At 66.4% G+C, this 15,388-nt stretch carries 11 protein-coding genes, 1 other RNA gene and 1 pseudogene; 4 read left to right on the top strand and 9 right to left on the bottom strand.

Features of this window, described 5'->3' with window-relative positions; genetic code table 11:
- Window positions 1-378: 378 nt before the first annotated feature.
- Window positions 379-728: RNase P RNA component class A (gene rnpB, locus WJW29_RS12185), an RNA gene on the bottom strand.
- A gap of 146 nt (window positions 729-874) precedes the next feature.
- Window positions 875-1,696, bottom strand: a complete 822-nt coding sequence (gene rsmI / locus WJW29_RS12190; protein ID WP_011260241.1) for a 16S rRNA (cytidine(1402)-2'-O)-methyltransferase — start codon at window positions 1,694-1,696, stop codon at window positions 875-877.
- Window positions 1,697-1,816: 120 nt separating this feature from the next.
- On the opposite strand from rsmI, the gene WJW29_RS12195 reads away from it, so the two are divergent.
- The 4 genes from WJW29_RS12195 to WJW29_RS12210 are packed head-to-tail and all read left to right on the top strand — an operon-like array spanning window position 1,817 to window position 5,832.
- Window positions 1,817-3,508 (top strand): penicillin-binding protein activator, encoded by a 1,692-nt coding sequence (locus WJW29_RS12195; RefSeq protein WP_027703224.1) that lies wholly within the window; start codon window positions 1,817-1,819, stop codon window positions 3,506-3,508.
- 4 nt (window positions 3,509-3,512) lie between these two features.
- Window positions 3,513-3,881 carry a YraN family protein gene (locus WJW29_RS12200; protein WP_011409386.1) on the top strand — a complete coding sequence of 123 codons (369 nt, stop codon included), beginning with the start codon at window positions 3,513-3,515 and terminating at the stop codon, window positions 3,879-3,881.
- 29 nt (window positions 3,882-3,910) lie between these two features.
- Window positions 3,911-4,450 carry a metal-dependent hydrolase gene (locus WJW29_RS12205; RefSeq protein WP_011409387.1) on the top strand — a complete coding sequence of 180 codons (540 nt, stop codon included), beginning with the start codon at window positions 3,911-3,913 and terminating at the stop codon, window positions 4,448-4,450.
- Window positions 4,447-5,832: an FAD-linked oxidase C-terminal domain-containing protein gene (locus tag WJW29_RS12210; protein WP_012444181.1), complete on the top strand. Its 1,386-nt coding sequence runs from the start codon at window positions 4,447-4,449 to the stop codon at window positions 5,830-5,832. The genes WJW29_RS12205 and WJW29_RS12210 overlap by 4 nt, the downstream gene beginning before the upstream one ends.
- Window positions 5,833-5,845: 13 nt before the next feature.
- On the opposite strand, the gene WJW29_RS12215 is transcribed toward WJW29_RS12210, so the two are convergent.
- The 7 genes and pseudogenes from WJW29_RS12215 to WJW29_RS12245 form a co-directional block, all read right to left on the bottom strand.
- Window positions 5,846-6,562: a response regulator gene (locus tag WJW29_RS12215; RefSeq protein ID WP_011409389.1), complete on the bottom strand. Its 717-nt coding sequence runs from the start codon at window positions 6,560-6,562 to the stop codon at window positions 5,846-5,848.
- Window positions 6,552-9,212 (bottom strand): sensor histidine kinase KdpD, encoded by a 2,661-nt coding sequence (locus WJW29_RS12220; protein WP_011260247.1) that lies wholly within the window; start codon window positions 9,210-9,212, stop codon window positions 6,552-6,554. Before WJW29_RS12220 ends, WJW29_RS12215 begins: the two co-directional genes overlap by 11 nt.
- A gap of 51 nt (window positions 9,213-9,263) precedes the next feature.
- Window positions 9,264-9,893, bottom strand: coding sequence for a potassium-transporting ATPase subunit KdpC (gene kdpC, locus WJW29_RS12225; RefSeq protein WP_011409390.1), 630 nt, complete (start codon window positions 9,891-9,893; stop codon window positions 9,264-9,266).
- A gap of 40 nt (window positions 9,894-9,933) precedes the next feature.
- Window positions 9,934-11,982 (bottom strand): potassium-transporting ATPase subunit KdpB, encoded by a 2,049-nt coding sequence (gene kdpB / locus WJW29_RS12230; protein ID WP_011260249.1) that lies wholly within the window; start codon window positions 11,980-11,982, stop codon window positions 9,934-9,936.
- Window positions 11,983-11,994: 12 nt separating this feature from the next.
- Window positions 11,995-13,788, bottom strand: coding sequence for a potassium-transporting ATPase subunit KdpA (gene kdpA, locus WJW29_RS12235; RefSeq protein ID WP_011260250.1), 1,794 nt, complete (start codon window positions 13,786-13,788; stop codon window positions 11,995-11,997).
- Window positions 13,789-13,803: 15 nt separating this feature from the next.
- A complete protein-coding gene (locus WJW29_RS12240) occupies window positions 13,804-13,896 on the bottom strand; it encodes a potassium-transporting ATPase subunit F (RefSeq protein ID WP_006452907.1) in 93 nt (30 codons plus the stop codon).
- 449 nt (window positions 13,897-14,345) lie between these two features.
- Window positions 14,346-15,385: pseudogene (locus WJW29_RS12245) on the bottom strand (F-box domain-containing protein); the annotation flags it as partial.
- Between the last annotated feature and the right edge of the window lie 3 nt (window positions 15,386-15,388).

The raw sequence follows: 15,388 nt of genomic DNA on the forward strand, positions 1-15,388 counted from the left end.
CGGGCACCTTCCCCCGCACGCGGTGGAAGGGAGTCGATCGCGTGGCGAGAGCCTCGACCAACTACCTACCTGCAAGCCCCCTTGAGTCAAGGGGGCGCGGCGACAGCCGCGGGGATGTGGCATGCCCGGAGCGGGACCCGCGTTTTGTACCGCCAACGGCGGTACGAAGCGTGGACACCTTCGAAGGGCGAACGCCCAAAGAAGGCGGCAGCGCGTGGCGAGAGCCTCGACCAACTACCTACCTGCAAGCCCCCTTGAGTCAAGGGGGAGCGGCGACAGCCGCGAGGACGTGGCATGCCCGGAGCGGGACCCGCGTTTTGTAACGCCAACGGCGGTACGAAGCGTGGGCGCCTTCGACGGGCGAACGCCCAAAGAAGGCGGCGGAGCCGGCCGATAAGCCGGGTTCTGTCGTGGACAGTCATTCGTCTAGGCGCTACGTCACCGCAGCGCTCAAGCAACCTACCCGGATCCAGCGCGGGCCACGCCAATGGATCCCTATTTGGTCTTGCTCCAGGTGGGGTTTGCCGTGCCGGTCCGTTACCGGACTCGCGGTGCGCTCTTACCGCACCATTTCACCCTTACCGGCTCCCCGAAAGGAACGTAGGCGGTATCTTTCTGTTGCACTGTCCGTCGGCTTGCGCCGCCCAGGCGTTACCTGGCACCTTGCCCTATGGAGCCCGGACTTTCCTCGGCACTCTTGCGAGTGACGCGACTGTCTGGCCGACTCCGCCGGGGCGCATTCTACGCTATCGCCACCATGCAGAACGGCACGGCGATTTCAAGCTTGCCATTGCCCCGTAGGAGCGCATCTGGGCGCGAGAAGCCGTACCGACCAACCACATTCGCCTCCAGGCACGGCCCTGCAACGGCAAGCCTAGCCGCCATACAAGGCCTTCCGCGGCGCGCCGGTCAGCTCGGCCGCGAGCTTGGCGGCGGTGGACGGCGGCAGGTGTTCGGCGAGCTTGGCGTAGACGCGGCGGCCTTCGGCGAGCTGGCCGTCGGCGGCATCGGCGGCACCTTGCACCATTACCACGAACTCGCCCTTGCGCTGGTTGTCGTCGGCTTCGACCTGGGCCTGCAGTTGCGCCAGGGTGCCGTCGAGTACGGTTTCGAACAGTTTGGTCAGCTCGCGGGCAATGACCGCCGGGCGTTCGTCGCCGAAGGCCAAGCGCAGGTCGGCCAGTGATTCGACGATGCGGTGCGACGATTCGTAGAACACCAGGGTACGGGTCTCGCCGGCCAGCCGCGTCAGGCGCTCGCGGCGGGCGGCGCTCTTTGCCGGCAGAAATCCTTCGAAGCCAAAACGGTCGCTGGGCAGGCCGGCGACGCTGAGCGCGGCAATCGCAGCACAGGCGCCGGGTACGGGGCTGACCTTGATGCCGGCGGCGCGGGCGGCGCGCACCAGCTTGAAGCCAGGGTCACTCACTAGCGGGGTGCCGGCGTCGCTGACGATGGCCAGCGATTCGCCCTCGCGCAGGCGTGCCACGATGCGTTCGGACATGGCCTCTTCGTTGTGGTCGTGCAGAGCCAGCAGTGGGCGGTCGATGCTGAAATGGCTGAGCAACTGGCGAGTGTGGCGGGTGTCCTCGGCGCAGATTGCGGCCACGCCACGCAGCACCTCCTGCGCGCGCGGCGACAGGTCGGCCAGGTTGCCGATCGGCGTGGCGACCACGTGCAGGGTTCCAGGGGACGTCATCAGCGGTTTTCCGGGGGCAAAGGGTAGAATCGTAGCGTTTTTAACAGTCCGCCCTGGCGGCCCCTGTCCAATGGATCTGAAATGAACAAGCGTGTTGCAAGGATCTCCGCCCTCTCGCTGATGGTGATGCTGGCCGCCGGTTGCGCCACCAGCAGCGTCACGCCGACCGCTTCGCCGACGCCGAGCGCGGCATTGGCGCTGCTGGACCAGAGCGAGCCGCGCGAAGCCGCGCAGCAGCTGGAAGCCGAAGCCGCCAGTGCCAGCGGAGTGCAGCGCAGCCGATTGCTGGCTGCGGCCGCGTTCGGTTGGCACGACGCTGGCGACGATGCGCGTGCCCGTACGTTGCTGGCGCAGGTCAACGCGCGCCAGCTGAGCGGCGAGGAACGCGCCCGCTTCGGGCTGCTCACCGGCGAGTTGGCGGTGATCGACAAGCAGAGTGTGCAGGCGTTACAGGCGCTGGGCGACAGCCCGCAGGGACTGACCCAGCCGCTGCAGACGCGTTGGTTTATGGCACGCACCGCCGCACTGGAAGCGACCGGCGACCTGTTCGGCGCGGCCGCCAACCGCGCGCGCGCCGATGCCAGCCTGACCGGCACCGCGCGCAGCGAGAACCAGCGCGCGATCGTGCGCCTGCTCGCCGCCCTCGACGACGCCACCCTCAAGGGCCGCACCGCCGCACTGCCGGCCGGCGACCCGCTGTACAACTTCGCTGGGCGCGCGTTGATCAGCCGCGGTCTGGGACTGCCGCGCGCGTTCGAGCGCGATGCGCAGTGGGGCTTCGACACCAGCAAGCGCCCGCCGGCCGAACGCGATGGCTACCGCCCACCGGTCAAGCTGGGTGTGCTGTTGCCGATCACCGGCAACCTGGCCACCGTCGCCGCGCCGGTGCGCGATGGCCTGCTGGCCGGCTACTACGCGGAAACCCGCCGTCGCCCGGAAGTGCAATTCTTCGACACCGCCGGCACGCCAGCCGGTGCCAATGCCGCCTATGACAAGGCCGTGAGTGCCGGGGTGGATTACGTGGTTGGCCCGTTGGGGCGCGACGAAGTCAGCGCGCTGTTCGCGCGCGGCCAGCTGGCGGTGCCGGTGCTGGCGCTCAACCGCCCCACCGACAACAAGGCCCCACCCAGCGGCAGCGCCGGGTTCTCGCTGGCGCCGGAAGACGACGGCATCATGGCCGCCGAATATCTGCTCTCGCGCGAACGCCGCAACGTGCTGATCGTCGGCACCAGCGACGACAACGGCAAGCGCACCATCAAGGCCTTCCGCGACCGCTTCACCGAACGCGGCGGCACCGTCGCCGGCAGCATCAGCGTGGCCGATGCGCCGGGCGATATCGGTGCGCAGTTGCGCAATTACGGCACGGCCGATGCGGTGTTCCTGGCAGTGCGCGGCAACACTGCACGTGCGCTGGCGCCGCAGCTGGCACTGGCCGGGTTCGCCGGCAAGTCGCGCGTGGGCACATCGCAGTTGGTGGCCGGCACCGGCAAGGTCGAAGACGATCTGGTGCTGGATGGCATCGTCTACCCGAGCGAAACGTGGACCGTCCTGGGCGTGTCCGGCCTGCCGGCAGTGAGCGAGGTGGCCAGCACCCTGCCCAGCGCACGCGGCCCGGCCGCCCGCCTGTTCGCATTCGGCTACGACGCCTGGAAGATCACTGCGTACCTGGAAAAACTCGCCACCGGCAGCGATGGCGGCCTGCACGGCGCCACCGGCACCTTGCACCTGGATGGCTTCGGCAATGTGCTGCGCACGCCGGCCTGGTCCACCTTCAGCGGTGGCCGTCCGACCCCGATCGCCGACGGCCGCTGAGGCCATGCCGGCAGCGCGTCAGCAGCGTGGTGCGGGGGTCGAAGCGGCCGCACGCGCATTGCTGGAGCAGGCCGGTCTGCGGTTGGTGGTCGGCAATGCCAACTACCGCGGCGGCGAACTGGATCTGGTGATGCGCGATGGGCAATCGCTGGTGTTTGTGGAAGTGCGCTACCGGCGCGACGATCGCTTCGGTGGCGGCGCGGCATCGGTGGACTGGCGCAAGCGCCGCAAGCTGGTGCTGGCTGCGCAGCTGTTTCTTGGCGCTCACCCCGCACTGGCAGCGCTGCCCTGCCGCTTCGATGTGGTCGATGCCAGCGGCGAACCGCCGGTATTGCACTGGATCCGCGACGCGTTCCGCGCCGACGATTGCTGACCGCCGCCGACGCGCACCCCGACGTTCCGATGCCAACCATCATGACCCACACTGCCGTGCCTCTGGCGCTGTGGTGCGCCAGTGAACGCAGGCGCATCTGGCCGCGCCTGCTCGTGGCCGGTGTCGTGGCCGCCATGGTGCCGGATGCCGATGTGTTGGCGTTCGCGCTGCATATTCCCTACGCCGATGCGTTCGGCCACCGTGGCGCCAGCCACTTGTTGTTGTTCGCCGCGTTGATGGCGTTGTTCGGCGCTGCGGCACATCGTCTGTTGCGAGCGGATGCCGTGCAGGCAGCTGTGCTTTTGTGCGTCTGCACCGCATCGCACCCGCTGCTGGATGCGATGACCTCCGGCGGCCTGGGCGTTGCGCTGGGTTGGCCGTGGAGCGGGACGCGCTGGTTCGCACCGTGGCGGCCGATCCGAGTGTCGCCGTTCGCGACCGGCTTCTTCAATGCGCACGGCCTGACCACGTTGCTCTCCGAGCTGCGCTGGGTCTGGTTGCCGCTCACCGTCGCCGTGCTGGGGTGGAAATGCATCCAGCGCGCGGCACCACAGGATCGCGTGTCATGACCGATGTACTTCCCACCGCACTTGCCGAGCTGTTGGCCGCGCGCCTGGATGCCGATGGCTGGTTGACCGGCGACGATGCGCGCCGCCGCTATGGCGAAGACGATTCGCGCCGCTGGGCATTGCCTGCTGCCGTCGCCTTGCCGCGCGACACCGATGACGTCGTGGCGATCGTGCAGGCGTGTCGCGCCTATGGCGTGCCGATCGTGGCGCGCGGCGCCGGCACCGGCACCACCGGCGCGGCAGTGCCATTTTCCGGCGGCGTGGTGCTGTCGATGGCGCGCATGAATCGCATCGTTGCGCTGCGACCGGAAGACCGCTGCGCAGTGGTGCAACCGGGCCTGCTCAATGGCGACTTGCAGCAGGCGCTGCAGCCGCATGGATTGTTCTGGCCACCGGATCCGTCCAGCGCGGAGATCTGCAGTATCGGCGGCAACTTATCCACCAACGCCGGTGGACCGCGCGCGGTGAAATACGGCGCCACCCGCGACAACGTACTCGGCCTGGTGGCGGTGACCGGCACCGGCGAAGTGATCCGCTGCGGCGGTGCGTACACCAAAAATTCCACCGGCTACGACCTGACGCATCTGTTGGTCGGCAGCGAAGGCACCTTGGCGATCATCATCGAGGCCACGTTGAAACTGACCCCGCGCGCAATCGCACAGGCCGGCTTGCGCGCGCTGTATCGCGATGCGTCCAGCGCCGCAGCGGCGGTGTCGCGGCTGATGGCGCAACCGACCACGCCGACCATGCTGGAATTCATGGATGCCAGCGCGATCGCACTGCTACGCCGCAACGGCAGCGACGTGCCCGACGCCGGCGCCATGCTGTTGATCGAAGCCGATGGCGATCACGACACACTGCCTTACGCATTGCAGGCCCTGCACGATGCCGCCGATGGCGAAGGCGTGCTGAGCCTGGACGTGGCCGCCGATGGCAGCGCACGCGACAAGTTGTGGGCGGCACGCCGCGCCCTGTCGCCGGCCTTGCGCACCATCAAACCCGGCAAGATCAACGAAGACGTGGTGGTGCCGGTGTCGCGCATTCCCGCACTGGTGGCCGGCGTGGAAGCGCTCGCTGCCGAATTCACATTGCCCATCGTCGCCTTCGGCCATGCCGGCAACGGCAACCTGCACGTCAACATCATGTACGACCCGGCCGATGCCGACGAAGATGCGCGTGCGCATGCCGCGCTGCCCCGTCTGTTTACGCTGGTGCTGGGACTGGAAGGCACGCTCTCCGGCGAACACGGCATCGGCGTGGCCAAACGCGATTTCATGGCACAGGCGTTCAGCGCATCCACGCTGGCGGCGATGCGTGCGATCAAGGCCGCACTGGACCCGGATGGGATCTTGAATCCTGGCAAGGTGTTGCCGCCCGCCTAGCGACGCGCTTGCCTCAGCGCGTCACCCCGATAAACCGCAGCCCCACGCCGGGTTCGGTGACGATGTAATGCGGGGCGGCGGCATCGTCCTGCAGTTTCTGGCGCAGTTTGCCGACCAGGATGCGCAGGTAGTGGGTGTCTTCTTCGTGGGTGGGGCCCCACAGTTCGCGCAGCAATTGCGGTTGGGTCACCACGCGGCCGGCGTGCTTGAGCAGCAGTGCGAGCAAGGCGTATTCCTTGCGGCTCAGCGGCACGGCTTCGCCGTTGAGGGTGACTTCGCGCAGGCCCAGATGGATGTGCAGGCGGCCATCGTCGAACACGCTTTCTTCCACCGTGCTGCCGGCACCGGCCTGACGCAGCAATACGCGGATGCGTGCCATCAATTCCTGCACGCCGAAGGGTTTGGTGACGTAATCGTTGGCGCCGGCATCGAGCGCGGCGACCTTTTCGGTTTCGCCGGCACGCACGGTGAGCATGATCACCGGCACGTTGGACCACTGACGAATCTCGCGCAGCATCTCGTGGCCGTCGCGGTCCGGCAGACCGATGTCCAGCACCACCAGTTCGGCGCCCTGCCCGGCCAGCAAGGCCATGCCTTCTTCGGCGGTGCCGGCCTGCAGCACGCGGTAGCCTTGCGCACGCAGGCTGATATCGAGAAAACGGCGGATCTGCGGCTCGTCGTCGACGATCAGCACACGGGCGGGCGGGATGGCAGTGAGGTCAGTCGGCATCGGGGCGAGGTGGCGCGGCGGGAACGAGCAACGGCAGCGTAATGCGAATTGTGGTGCCGTGACCATGCGCGCCTGCCAATGCCTCTACGCTGCCGCCGTGCGCGCCGATCATGCCCTGGCAGATGGCAAGGCCCAAGCCGGTGCCGTTGCGCCCACGGTCGCCGCGTTCCACGCTGTAGAACATGTCGAAGATGCGCGCGCGCTCGTCTTCGGGAATGCCCGGCCCCTGGTCGCCGATGTCGATCTGCAGCGCGCCGCTGCGCAGCGTCGCCTGCACGGTGACCGCGATGCCGGGCGGCGAGAACTTCGCCGCATTTTCCAGCACGTTGAAGATGGCCTGTTCCACCAGCGCCGGATGCACCCAGATCGCCGGCAGGTCGGCGGCCAGGTCCAGCTGCAGGCGCACGTCGGGCTGGTAACGCTGCAGGCGGCGGGTGGCCGAGCCGATCAATTCGTCCACGCCGATCCAGTCGCGATTCACGGTCAGCCCGGTGTGGCCAAGCCGGGTCATATCAAGCAGATTCTGGATGTAGCGATCCAGTCGCTCGCCTTCAAGCTGGATGGTGTCGAGCAGGCTGTGGCGATCGTGCGCGTCCATCGCATCGCCGTAGCTGGCCAGGCTGCTGGCCGAGCCGATCATCGAGGCCAGCGGCGAGCGCAAGTCGTGCGACACCGACGACAACAATGCCGAGCGCAGGCGCTCGGTTTCGCCACTCACACGTGCGCCTTCCAGATCGGCGACCAGGCGGGTGCGTAGCGCCGCCTGGCCGATGTCTTCCACCATCGCTTCGGCCAGGCGGCGTTGTTCCAGACCGGGCCGTTGCACGCCCTGACGAAAGCGCAACGCAGCGACGCCCAATGTACCGCGCTCATGGCGCACCGGCAGGCACCACCACTGCGCGCCGGCCAAGGTATCGGTGAAGCGGCCGGCGGGCTGGCCATGCCGCTGGGTCCAATCGGCGGCGCTGCGATCGAGCGCACCGAAGCTGGTGGGGGCATCGCTTTCGCGCTGCTCCAGGCGTAACCAGACGTCGGCATCCAGCGCAGTGGCCAGCGCGCGACGGCCGGCTTCCAGCACCTGGCCCAGATCGGCAGCGGTGCTGAGCTGGCGGGCAAGCGCCTGCAACACGTTGGCGTGCGCATTGGCTGCGCGCAAGGCCAGTACCTGGCTGCGCAAACGCGAGGCCAGCCGGCCGGCGACCAACGCGGCGATCAGGAACATGCACACCGTCACCACGCCCTGGCGCGCACTGATCTGCAAGGTGAAACGCGGTTCGATGAAAAAGAAGTTGTAGGCGACAAAACTCAGCAGTGCGGCGACCACCGCAGCGGCCATGCGCGTGCGCGAGGCCACCAACACCACCGCGACGATGAACACCATCGACAAGTCGTTGATGTCGGTCCAGCGTTGCAGCAACCACGCCACGCCCACCGCACCGGCTGCTGCAATCGCGGCGAACACCAGGTCGTATCGCTGCAGCCATTGGCGCGGATGACGCCAACGCTGACGCGCGCGTGCGCGCGCATCGGCGGAGCTGACGATGACCAGTTCGTAATGCGCGCCACGTTGCAACAATTGCTGGGTCAACGTGCGATTGAACATGCGTGCCAACGGGCGTTCGCGGGTACGCCCCAGCACCAGGGTGGAGATGCCGTTTTGCGCGGCGAAATCCAGCAAGGCGTCGGCGACGTTCGTCCCGTGCAGCAGCGAGGTGTCGCCACCGAGGCGACGCGTCAACGCGAACGCACGGTCGATCTCCAGCCGCCAGGCCGCATCGGTCACGGTGCGGGTCTGCACGGTGACTACCGTCCACGGTGCATCGCGCCGCTCCGACAGACGCCGCGCCACGCGCACCAGATAATCCGAGCTGCCACGGCCATCGATGGCTACCACCACGCGGCGTCGCAACGCGGCGGTGCCAGGCAAACCGCGCGCGGCCTGGGTGTCGCGCAGATCGCTGTCGACGCGGTCGGCAGCGGTCTGCATCGCCAGCTCGCGCAACGCGGTGAGATTGGATGGCGAGAAAAACGCCTGCAACGCCTGCGTGGCCTGCTCGGGCAGGTACACCTTGCCCTGTTGCAGGCGCTCGATCAGTTCGCGTGGCGGCAGATCGACCAGCACGATGTCGCGCAGGCGGTCGAACACGGCATCGGGCACGGTCTCGGACACGCGCACGCCGGTGATGCGCAGCACGATGTCGTTGAGGCTTTCCAGGTGCTGGATGTTGACCGTGGTATAGACGTCGATGCCGGCATCGAGCAACTCCACGATGTCTTGCCAGCGCCGCTCATGGCGGCTGCCGGGCACGTTGCGGTGCGCCAGCTCATCGATCAGGGCCAGCCGCGGTTTGCGTGCCAGCAATGCATCCAGATCGAGTTCTTCCAGCATGCGGCCCTGGTAACTCACGCGCGCGCGCGGCAGCAGCGGCAAACCCTCCAGCAACGCAGCGGTTTCGCTGCGCCCGTGCGTCTCCACCACACCGGCCACCACATCCATGCCCTGCCGCAGGCGCTCGCGCGCCCGCGACAACATGGCGTAGGTCTTGCCCACCCCCGGCGCGGCACCCAGGAACACCGTCAACCGCCCACCGTGTTCGCGCTGTAATTCGCCGATCAAGGCATCGGCTTGCTGGGTGCGGGCGTCGTTCATTCGGGCAATCGGGCAATCGGGAATCGCAGAGCGTACAGCTGCGTGATGATTCTAGTACGCTTGCTTCACACCATTGTCCCTTCCCGACTCCCCATTGCCGGCCTTATCCAGCGCCAGATTCAGGGCGAGCACGTTGACCCGCGGTTGCCCAAGCAGACCGAACTGTGGCGCTTCGGTCGCAGCTTGCACCAGTGCAGCAACGCGTTGCTCGGGCAAGCCGCGTGCGGCGGCCACGCGGCGGATCTGCACCTGTGCGCCGGCCGGGCTCAGGTGCGGGTCCAGGCCACTGCCGGATTGCGTCAGCAGCTCGCCCGGCACCGCCTCCGGGGCGATGCCGTCGCGTTTGGCCACTTGCGCACGGGTGGCAGCGATACGGGCCAGCAAATCGGGATTGGAGCGTGCCTGGTTACTGCCCGACGCGGCGGTGAGGTCGTACTTGGCGGCCGACGGACGCGGCTGAAAATAGCGCGCATCGGTAAACGGCTGCGCAACCAATGCCGAGCCGACAACGCGCGCATCGACACGCACCAGCGAACCGGTGGCTTGCTCGGAGAACAGTGCGCCGGTGATGCCGGTGGCGACCAGCGAGTAGGCCAGGCCCAGGCCGAACAGGGTGAATACCGCGAGCATCAGCGAACCGCGCAGGGCGCCGTCGTCGCGTAACGGCAAGGAAGAAGACATGGACATGATCTCAGAAGAAGAAAGGTGCATCACACGTGGCTCAGACACCGAAGACGGCGACCAGCACCAGATCGATCACTTTGATCGCAACGAACGGCAGCAACACGCCACCCACGCCGTAGATCAACATGTTTCGGCGCAACAGCGCGGTGGCGCTGGAAGGACGAAAACGGACGCCGCGCAATGCCAGCGGAATCAATGCCGGAATGATCAACGCATTGAAGATCAACGCCGCCAATACCGCATGGCGCGGGCTGGAGAGCTGCATCACGTTGAGCGCTGTCATCGACGGGATGGCGGCAGCAAACAGCGCCGGCAGGATCGCGAAGTATTTGGAAACGTCGTTGGCCAGCGAGAACGTGGTCAACGCACCGCGCGTAATCAACTGCTGTTTGCCCACTTCCACCACCGCCAGCAGCTTGGCCGGATCCGAATCCAGATCCACCATGTTGCCGGCTTCCTTGGCGGCTTGCGTGCCGGAGTTCATCGCCAGACCCACGTCGGCCTGCGCAAGCGCCGGTGCGTCGTTGGTGCCGTCGCCGACCATCGCCACCAACCGCCCGCCCGTCTGCTCGGCCCGGATGCGTGCCAGCTTGTCTTCCGGACGTGCCTGGGCGATGTAGTCGTCCACACCGGCTTCGGCAGCAATCGCGGCAGCGGTGAGCGGGTTGTCGCCGGTGATCATCACCGTCTTGATGCCCATCGCACGCAACTGCGCGAACTTTTCCTTGATGCCCTGCTTGACCACGTCGCTCAACTCGACCACACCGAGCACATGGCGGCCTTCGGCCACCACCAACGGTGTGGCGCCGCCACGCGCCACTTCTTCGATACGGCCCTGCAATTCGGGCGACACCGTGGCGCCCATGCCCTGCACATACGCCACGATCGAATCGCCGGCGCCCTTGCGGATGCTGCGCCCGCCAAGATCGACACCGGACATGCGCGTCTGTGCGGTGAACGCGATGAAATGCGCACCCTCGGCCTCCACTGCGACGGCACCTTGCTGACGCGCCAGCTTGACGATGGATTTCCCTTCCGGCGTCGGATCGGCCAGCGAGGCAAGCATGGCCGCATCGCGCAGTTGTGCGCGATCGACGCCAGCCAGGGGATGGAATGCGGTGGCCTGGCGGTCGCCATAGGTAATGGTGCCGGTCTTGTCGAGCAGCAGCACATCCACGTCGCCGGCCACTTCCACTGCCTTGCCGGATTTGGCCAACACATTGGCCGACAGCGCGCGGTTCATACCGGCGATACCAATTGCCGGCAACAGCCCGCCGATGGTGGTCGGGATCAGGCACACCAGCAACGCGATCAGCAGCAGCGGATCCAGCGTGACGCCGACAAAGCCCGCAATTGCCGGCAACGACGCCACCACGATCAAAAACGTCAGCGTCATCGCGGCCAGCAACAAGGTCAGCGCGATCTCGTTCGGCGTCTTCTGCCGATTGGCGCCTTCCACCAACGCGATCATGCGATCGAGAAAGCTGTGCCCCGGCTCGGCGGTGACCTTGAACACGATCTCGTCGGAGAGCACGCGCGTGCCACCGATGACGCCGCTGCGGTCGGTGCCGGCCTCGCGCAACACCGGTGCCGATTCACCGGTCACCGCTGCTTCGTTGATGGTGGCAACACCACGCACGATCTCGCCATCGGCCGGTACGAATTCGCCTTCGGACACCATGACGTAATCGCCCGGGCGCAGTTCTGCCGCCGGCACGCGGGTTTCGCGGCCACCCAGTGCGGTTTCCACCCGGCGTGCCACCAGGTCCTTGCGCGCCCGCCGCAACGAGGCGGCCTGGCCGCGGCCACGCGCCTCGGCAATGGCTTCGGCAAAATTGCCGAACAACACGGTGACGAACAAAATCGCCGTCACCGCCCAGCCGAAGCCGGCATGCGCATGCCCGCTGGCGGTGATCACCGCTGCCAGCACCGTGCCGCCCATCACCACCGCCATCACCGGGCTGCGCAACAGATGCCGCGGTGCCAACTTGCCGAAGGCAGCACGCATCGCCGCAACCAGTACGGCGGCATCGAACAACGCTGCGTCACCGCGCTCGCGTTTTTCAGTCGTATCGATCGTAGACATTGCTCAAAACTCTCAGGACGCCGCCAGGGCGAGGTGTTCAGCGATAGGACCCAGCACCAGTGCCGGCATGAACTGCAGCACGGTCAGCACCAGCACGATCGCCATCAGGGTCAGCGCAAAGGTGGGCGTTTCGACTTGCAGGCTGCCGGCCGACTCCGGCGCACGGCGCTTCACCGCCATGCGCGCAGCCACCATCAACGGCAGCACCAACGCCGGATACCGTCCCAGCGCCAGCACCAACGAGCAGCTCAGATTCCACCAGTACGTGGCATCGCCCAACCCTTCGAAACCCGAGCCGTTATTGGAGAACGCGGAGGTGTACTCGTAGAACACCTGGCTGATGCCGTGGAAGCCGGGGTTGGAATTGGCAGTGATTGCCGGCACGGCCAGTGCCACTGCGGTAAAGCCCAGCACCACCAGCGGCTGCAGCAGGATCAACAGCGCCAGCAATTGCACTTCGCGCGATTCGATCTTGCGGCCGAACAACTCCGGCGTGCGTCCGGTCATCAAGCCGGCCAGGAACACGCTCAGCAACAGATACACCACGAACTGCTGCAGGCCGCAACCAATGCCACCCCAGATCGCGTTGATCAGCATGTCGACCAACGTGACCAGGCCGCTCAACGGCGCCAACGAATCGTGCATCGCGTTGACCGAACCATTGGAGGTCTGCGTGGTCAACGCCGCCCACAACGCAGAGGCATCCGCACCGATGCGCACTTCCTTACCTTCCATCAGCGCCGGCGAGGTCGCACTGGCCGAATGCGCTTCGGACCACAGCAACAACGCGGTGGACGCGGCCGACATCGTCAGCATGGTGCCGAATACCAACGCAGTGAGTCGCTTGCGTCCGGTCAGATAGCCGACCATGAACACCACGCTCATCGGCAGTAACACGATGGCCAAGGTTTCCAGAAAATTGCTCAGCGGCGTGGGGTTTTCCAGCGCGACCGAGCTATTGGGGCCATACCAGCCACCGCCGTCGGTGCCGAGCTGTTTCACCGCCACCATCGCGGCAACCGGGCCCACTGGGATGGTCTGCTTGGCTATGCCGGCACTGCTATCCAACGGTACAGCGGTCGCCGCGCCCTGGAAGGTCGACGGCACACCCTGCCAGCCGAGTAGAACGGTCAACAGCAGGCACAGTGGCAGCAGCACGCGCACGCTGGAGCGGATCACGTCAGCCCAGTAATTGCCGACATCTGCTTCAGGCAGGGCTTCCAAGCCGGACCCCGTGTGCTGGCGTCCCTGACGCGACAGTTCCGGCTCCGAAATCGCCGCCACGGCCGTCGTGTCCGATGCCGGTGCAGCAACCGACGCCTGTTTGGCGGCGCGCCCACCGAACAACGCACGCAGTGTCGCCACTGCCAACGCCAGGCCCATCATCGGCGTCACCACCTGCAGGCCGACGATGCCGGTCATCTGCGACAGATACGACAACTGCGCCTGGCCGGAGTAATGCTGCTGATTGGTGTTGGTGACGAACGACACCACGGTGTGCAGCGCGGTGTCCCAGCGCATGTTCGGGATGGCGTCGGGATTGAACGGCAGCCAGGCCTGGGTCATGAACACCAGCCAGACCAAGAGGCCAACCACCAGGTTGCTCAGCAAGAACGCCTTGGCGTAGCCCCGCCACGACATGCCCTGCTGCGGATGGGTTCCGAGCAACGCGTACAACGGCCGTTCGATCCAGCCGAACAGCGCGTCGCCGCGCATCGGTGCGCCGCGCATCACGGCGGCCATGTAACGGCCCAGGGGCCACGCCAGCACGATGGCCAGCGCGTAGACAAGAAAAGTTTCAGTCATTGGAGCGCACTCGGATCAGAAGTCTTCGGGCCGCAGCACCACGTACAGCAGGTACGCAGCGGCAACGAGTACGGCCACGCCGCACAACAGGGACAACCAGGCAGGCATGTCAACTACTCCCCGAGACGTGCGCACGAAGGCGCGATGGATGCGAGGTGTCGCGGCGTCGGCAGCGCGTACGCGCCAACATGACAAAGCGCTGCCGCACCATGCGCGCAGCGCCGATCGAGCAGACAAGTGAAGGGATGCATCGGGATCGTCCACGGCGGAACCGCTCCGCCAACGTGCGCAGTCTCTGCCTGCGCCACGTAAAGTCGCTATGGATCTGCAGCCGGCGCGACGTAAAGTCCGCATAAAATGCGCAGGCCAGCCCTGCGCCACAATCAGATGGCCCGCCGCGCGCTTCGACGGTTGGCTTCCCTGGCTGCGCCGGCCTGGCGGCACGCCGATGGCAGCGACGCTGCGAAGTTTCATCTGCTCAAGGGTCGGGCCGGACAGGGTGGCGCCAGGTATGCGCGTGCGCTTGTGTGACCAGACCACACTCAATCACACCGTGCTCACGTGTCCATATACCTGCGCGACACAGTCGCAAGCATCATGCTGGCCGTGGCGATCGCGTCATCGCATCTGGCGATGAGTTCATCGGCATGGTTCGGTATCGCAGCAGCCTGCGCACGAACGGTGGCAATGACCTGTATCTGCTCGCTCGGGAAGAGGCTCACCGTCGCTGCAAGCACATCAAGGCTGCACAGATAACGCACCTCGTCAGGCTGGTGCGGCAACGCCGTAGCCAACCGCCGCAGCACCGCAGCGCCACTCTCTGTGCTGTCCAATGCGTGCAGGGCCCGCGTCAATTCCCTGAAGGCAGCCTGGCGCAATCCCGGATTGGACAGTCTGTTCAACAAGGCCACCAAGTGGATCAAGGCTTCGGCTCCATCGCCAGAACGCGCCAGGCGCTCGGCAAGCTGCGCATACGCGTGCTGGAATCGATGGATCGGCTCCAATCCGACAAGATGCAGGCGTAAGGTCACCTCCGCCAGCGTGCGGGGGCCGGTCTGGAGCGCGGCAGCCTCGGTTATCGCCAGGTTGACTTCCTCTTCGGGCAGCTGTCTGATCGCCGATGCCAGCAAATCAAACGGAAGCGCTCCGCCGATGCCTCCGGCAGCGCCCCCTGGGCCAGAGCCACAGCGCCTTGCACCCCTGGCCCACCATCACCTTGCACGCCCCCTACATCAGCCTCTGCTACTGCCCCCATTTGGCCACCGTGCGCTGCTCCGGCAGCAGCCTGCAGCGCTTGCCGGCGCGTGGCAATCAAACTGGGCAAGATTGCATGGAAGGCGAGCGCGCGCAGGTCCTCGGGCAAGCTGCCAAGGTCATCGGTCAAGCGCGCCATCACGCGAAATGCCATATTCCCGGAATAGCGGGTGGCGTGATTCAACACCGCGGTAAACGCCTAAAATCGCTGCGCCTGCGGCAATGATGGAATCCGCGCCGCAAGCCTTCCGTATCCGCGCAATATCTGCTCGCTGCGATCCTCATCGTCCGGGTAGGGGAAGTGCGTCACTTCGTCCAGGGCAAGACGCATGCTTTTTGCACTTCC

This window comes from Xanthomonas sp. JL1, from assembly GCF_038405005.1.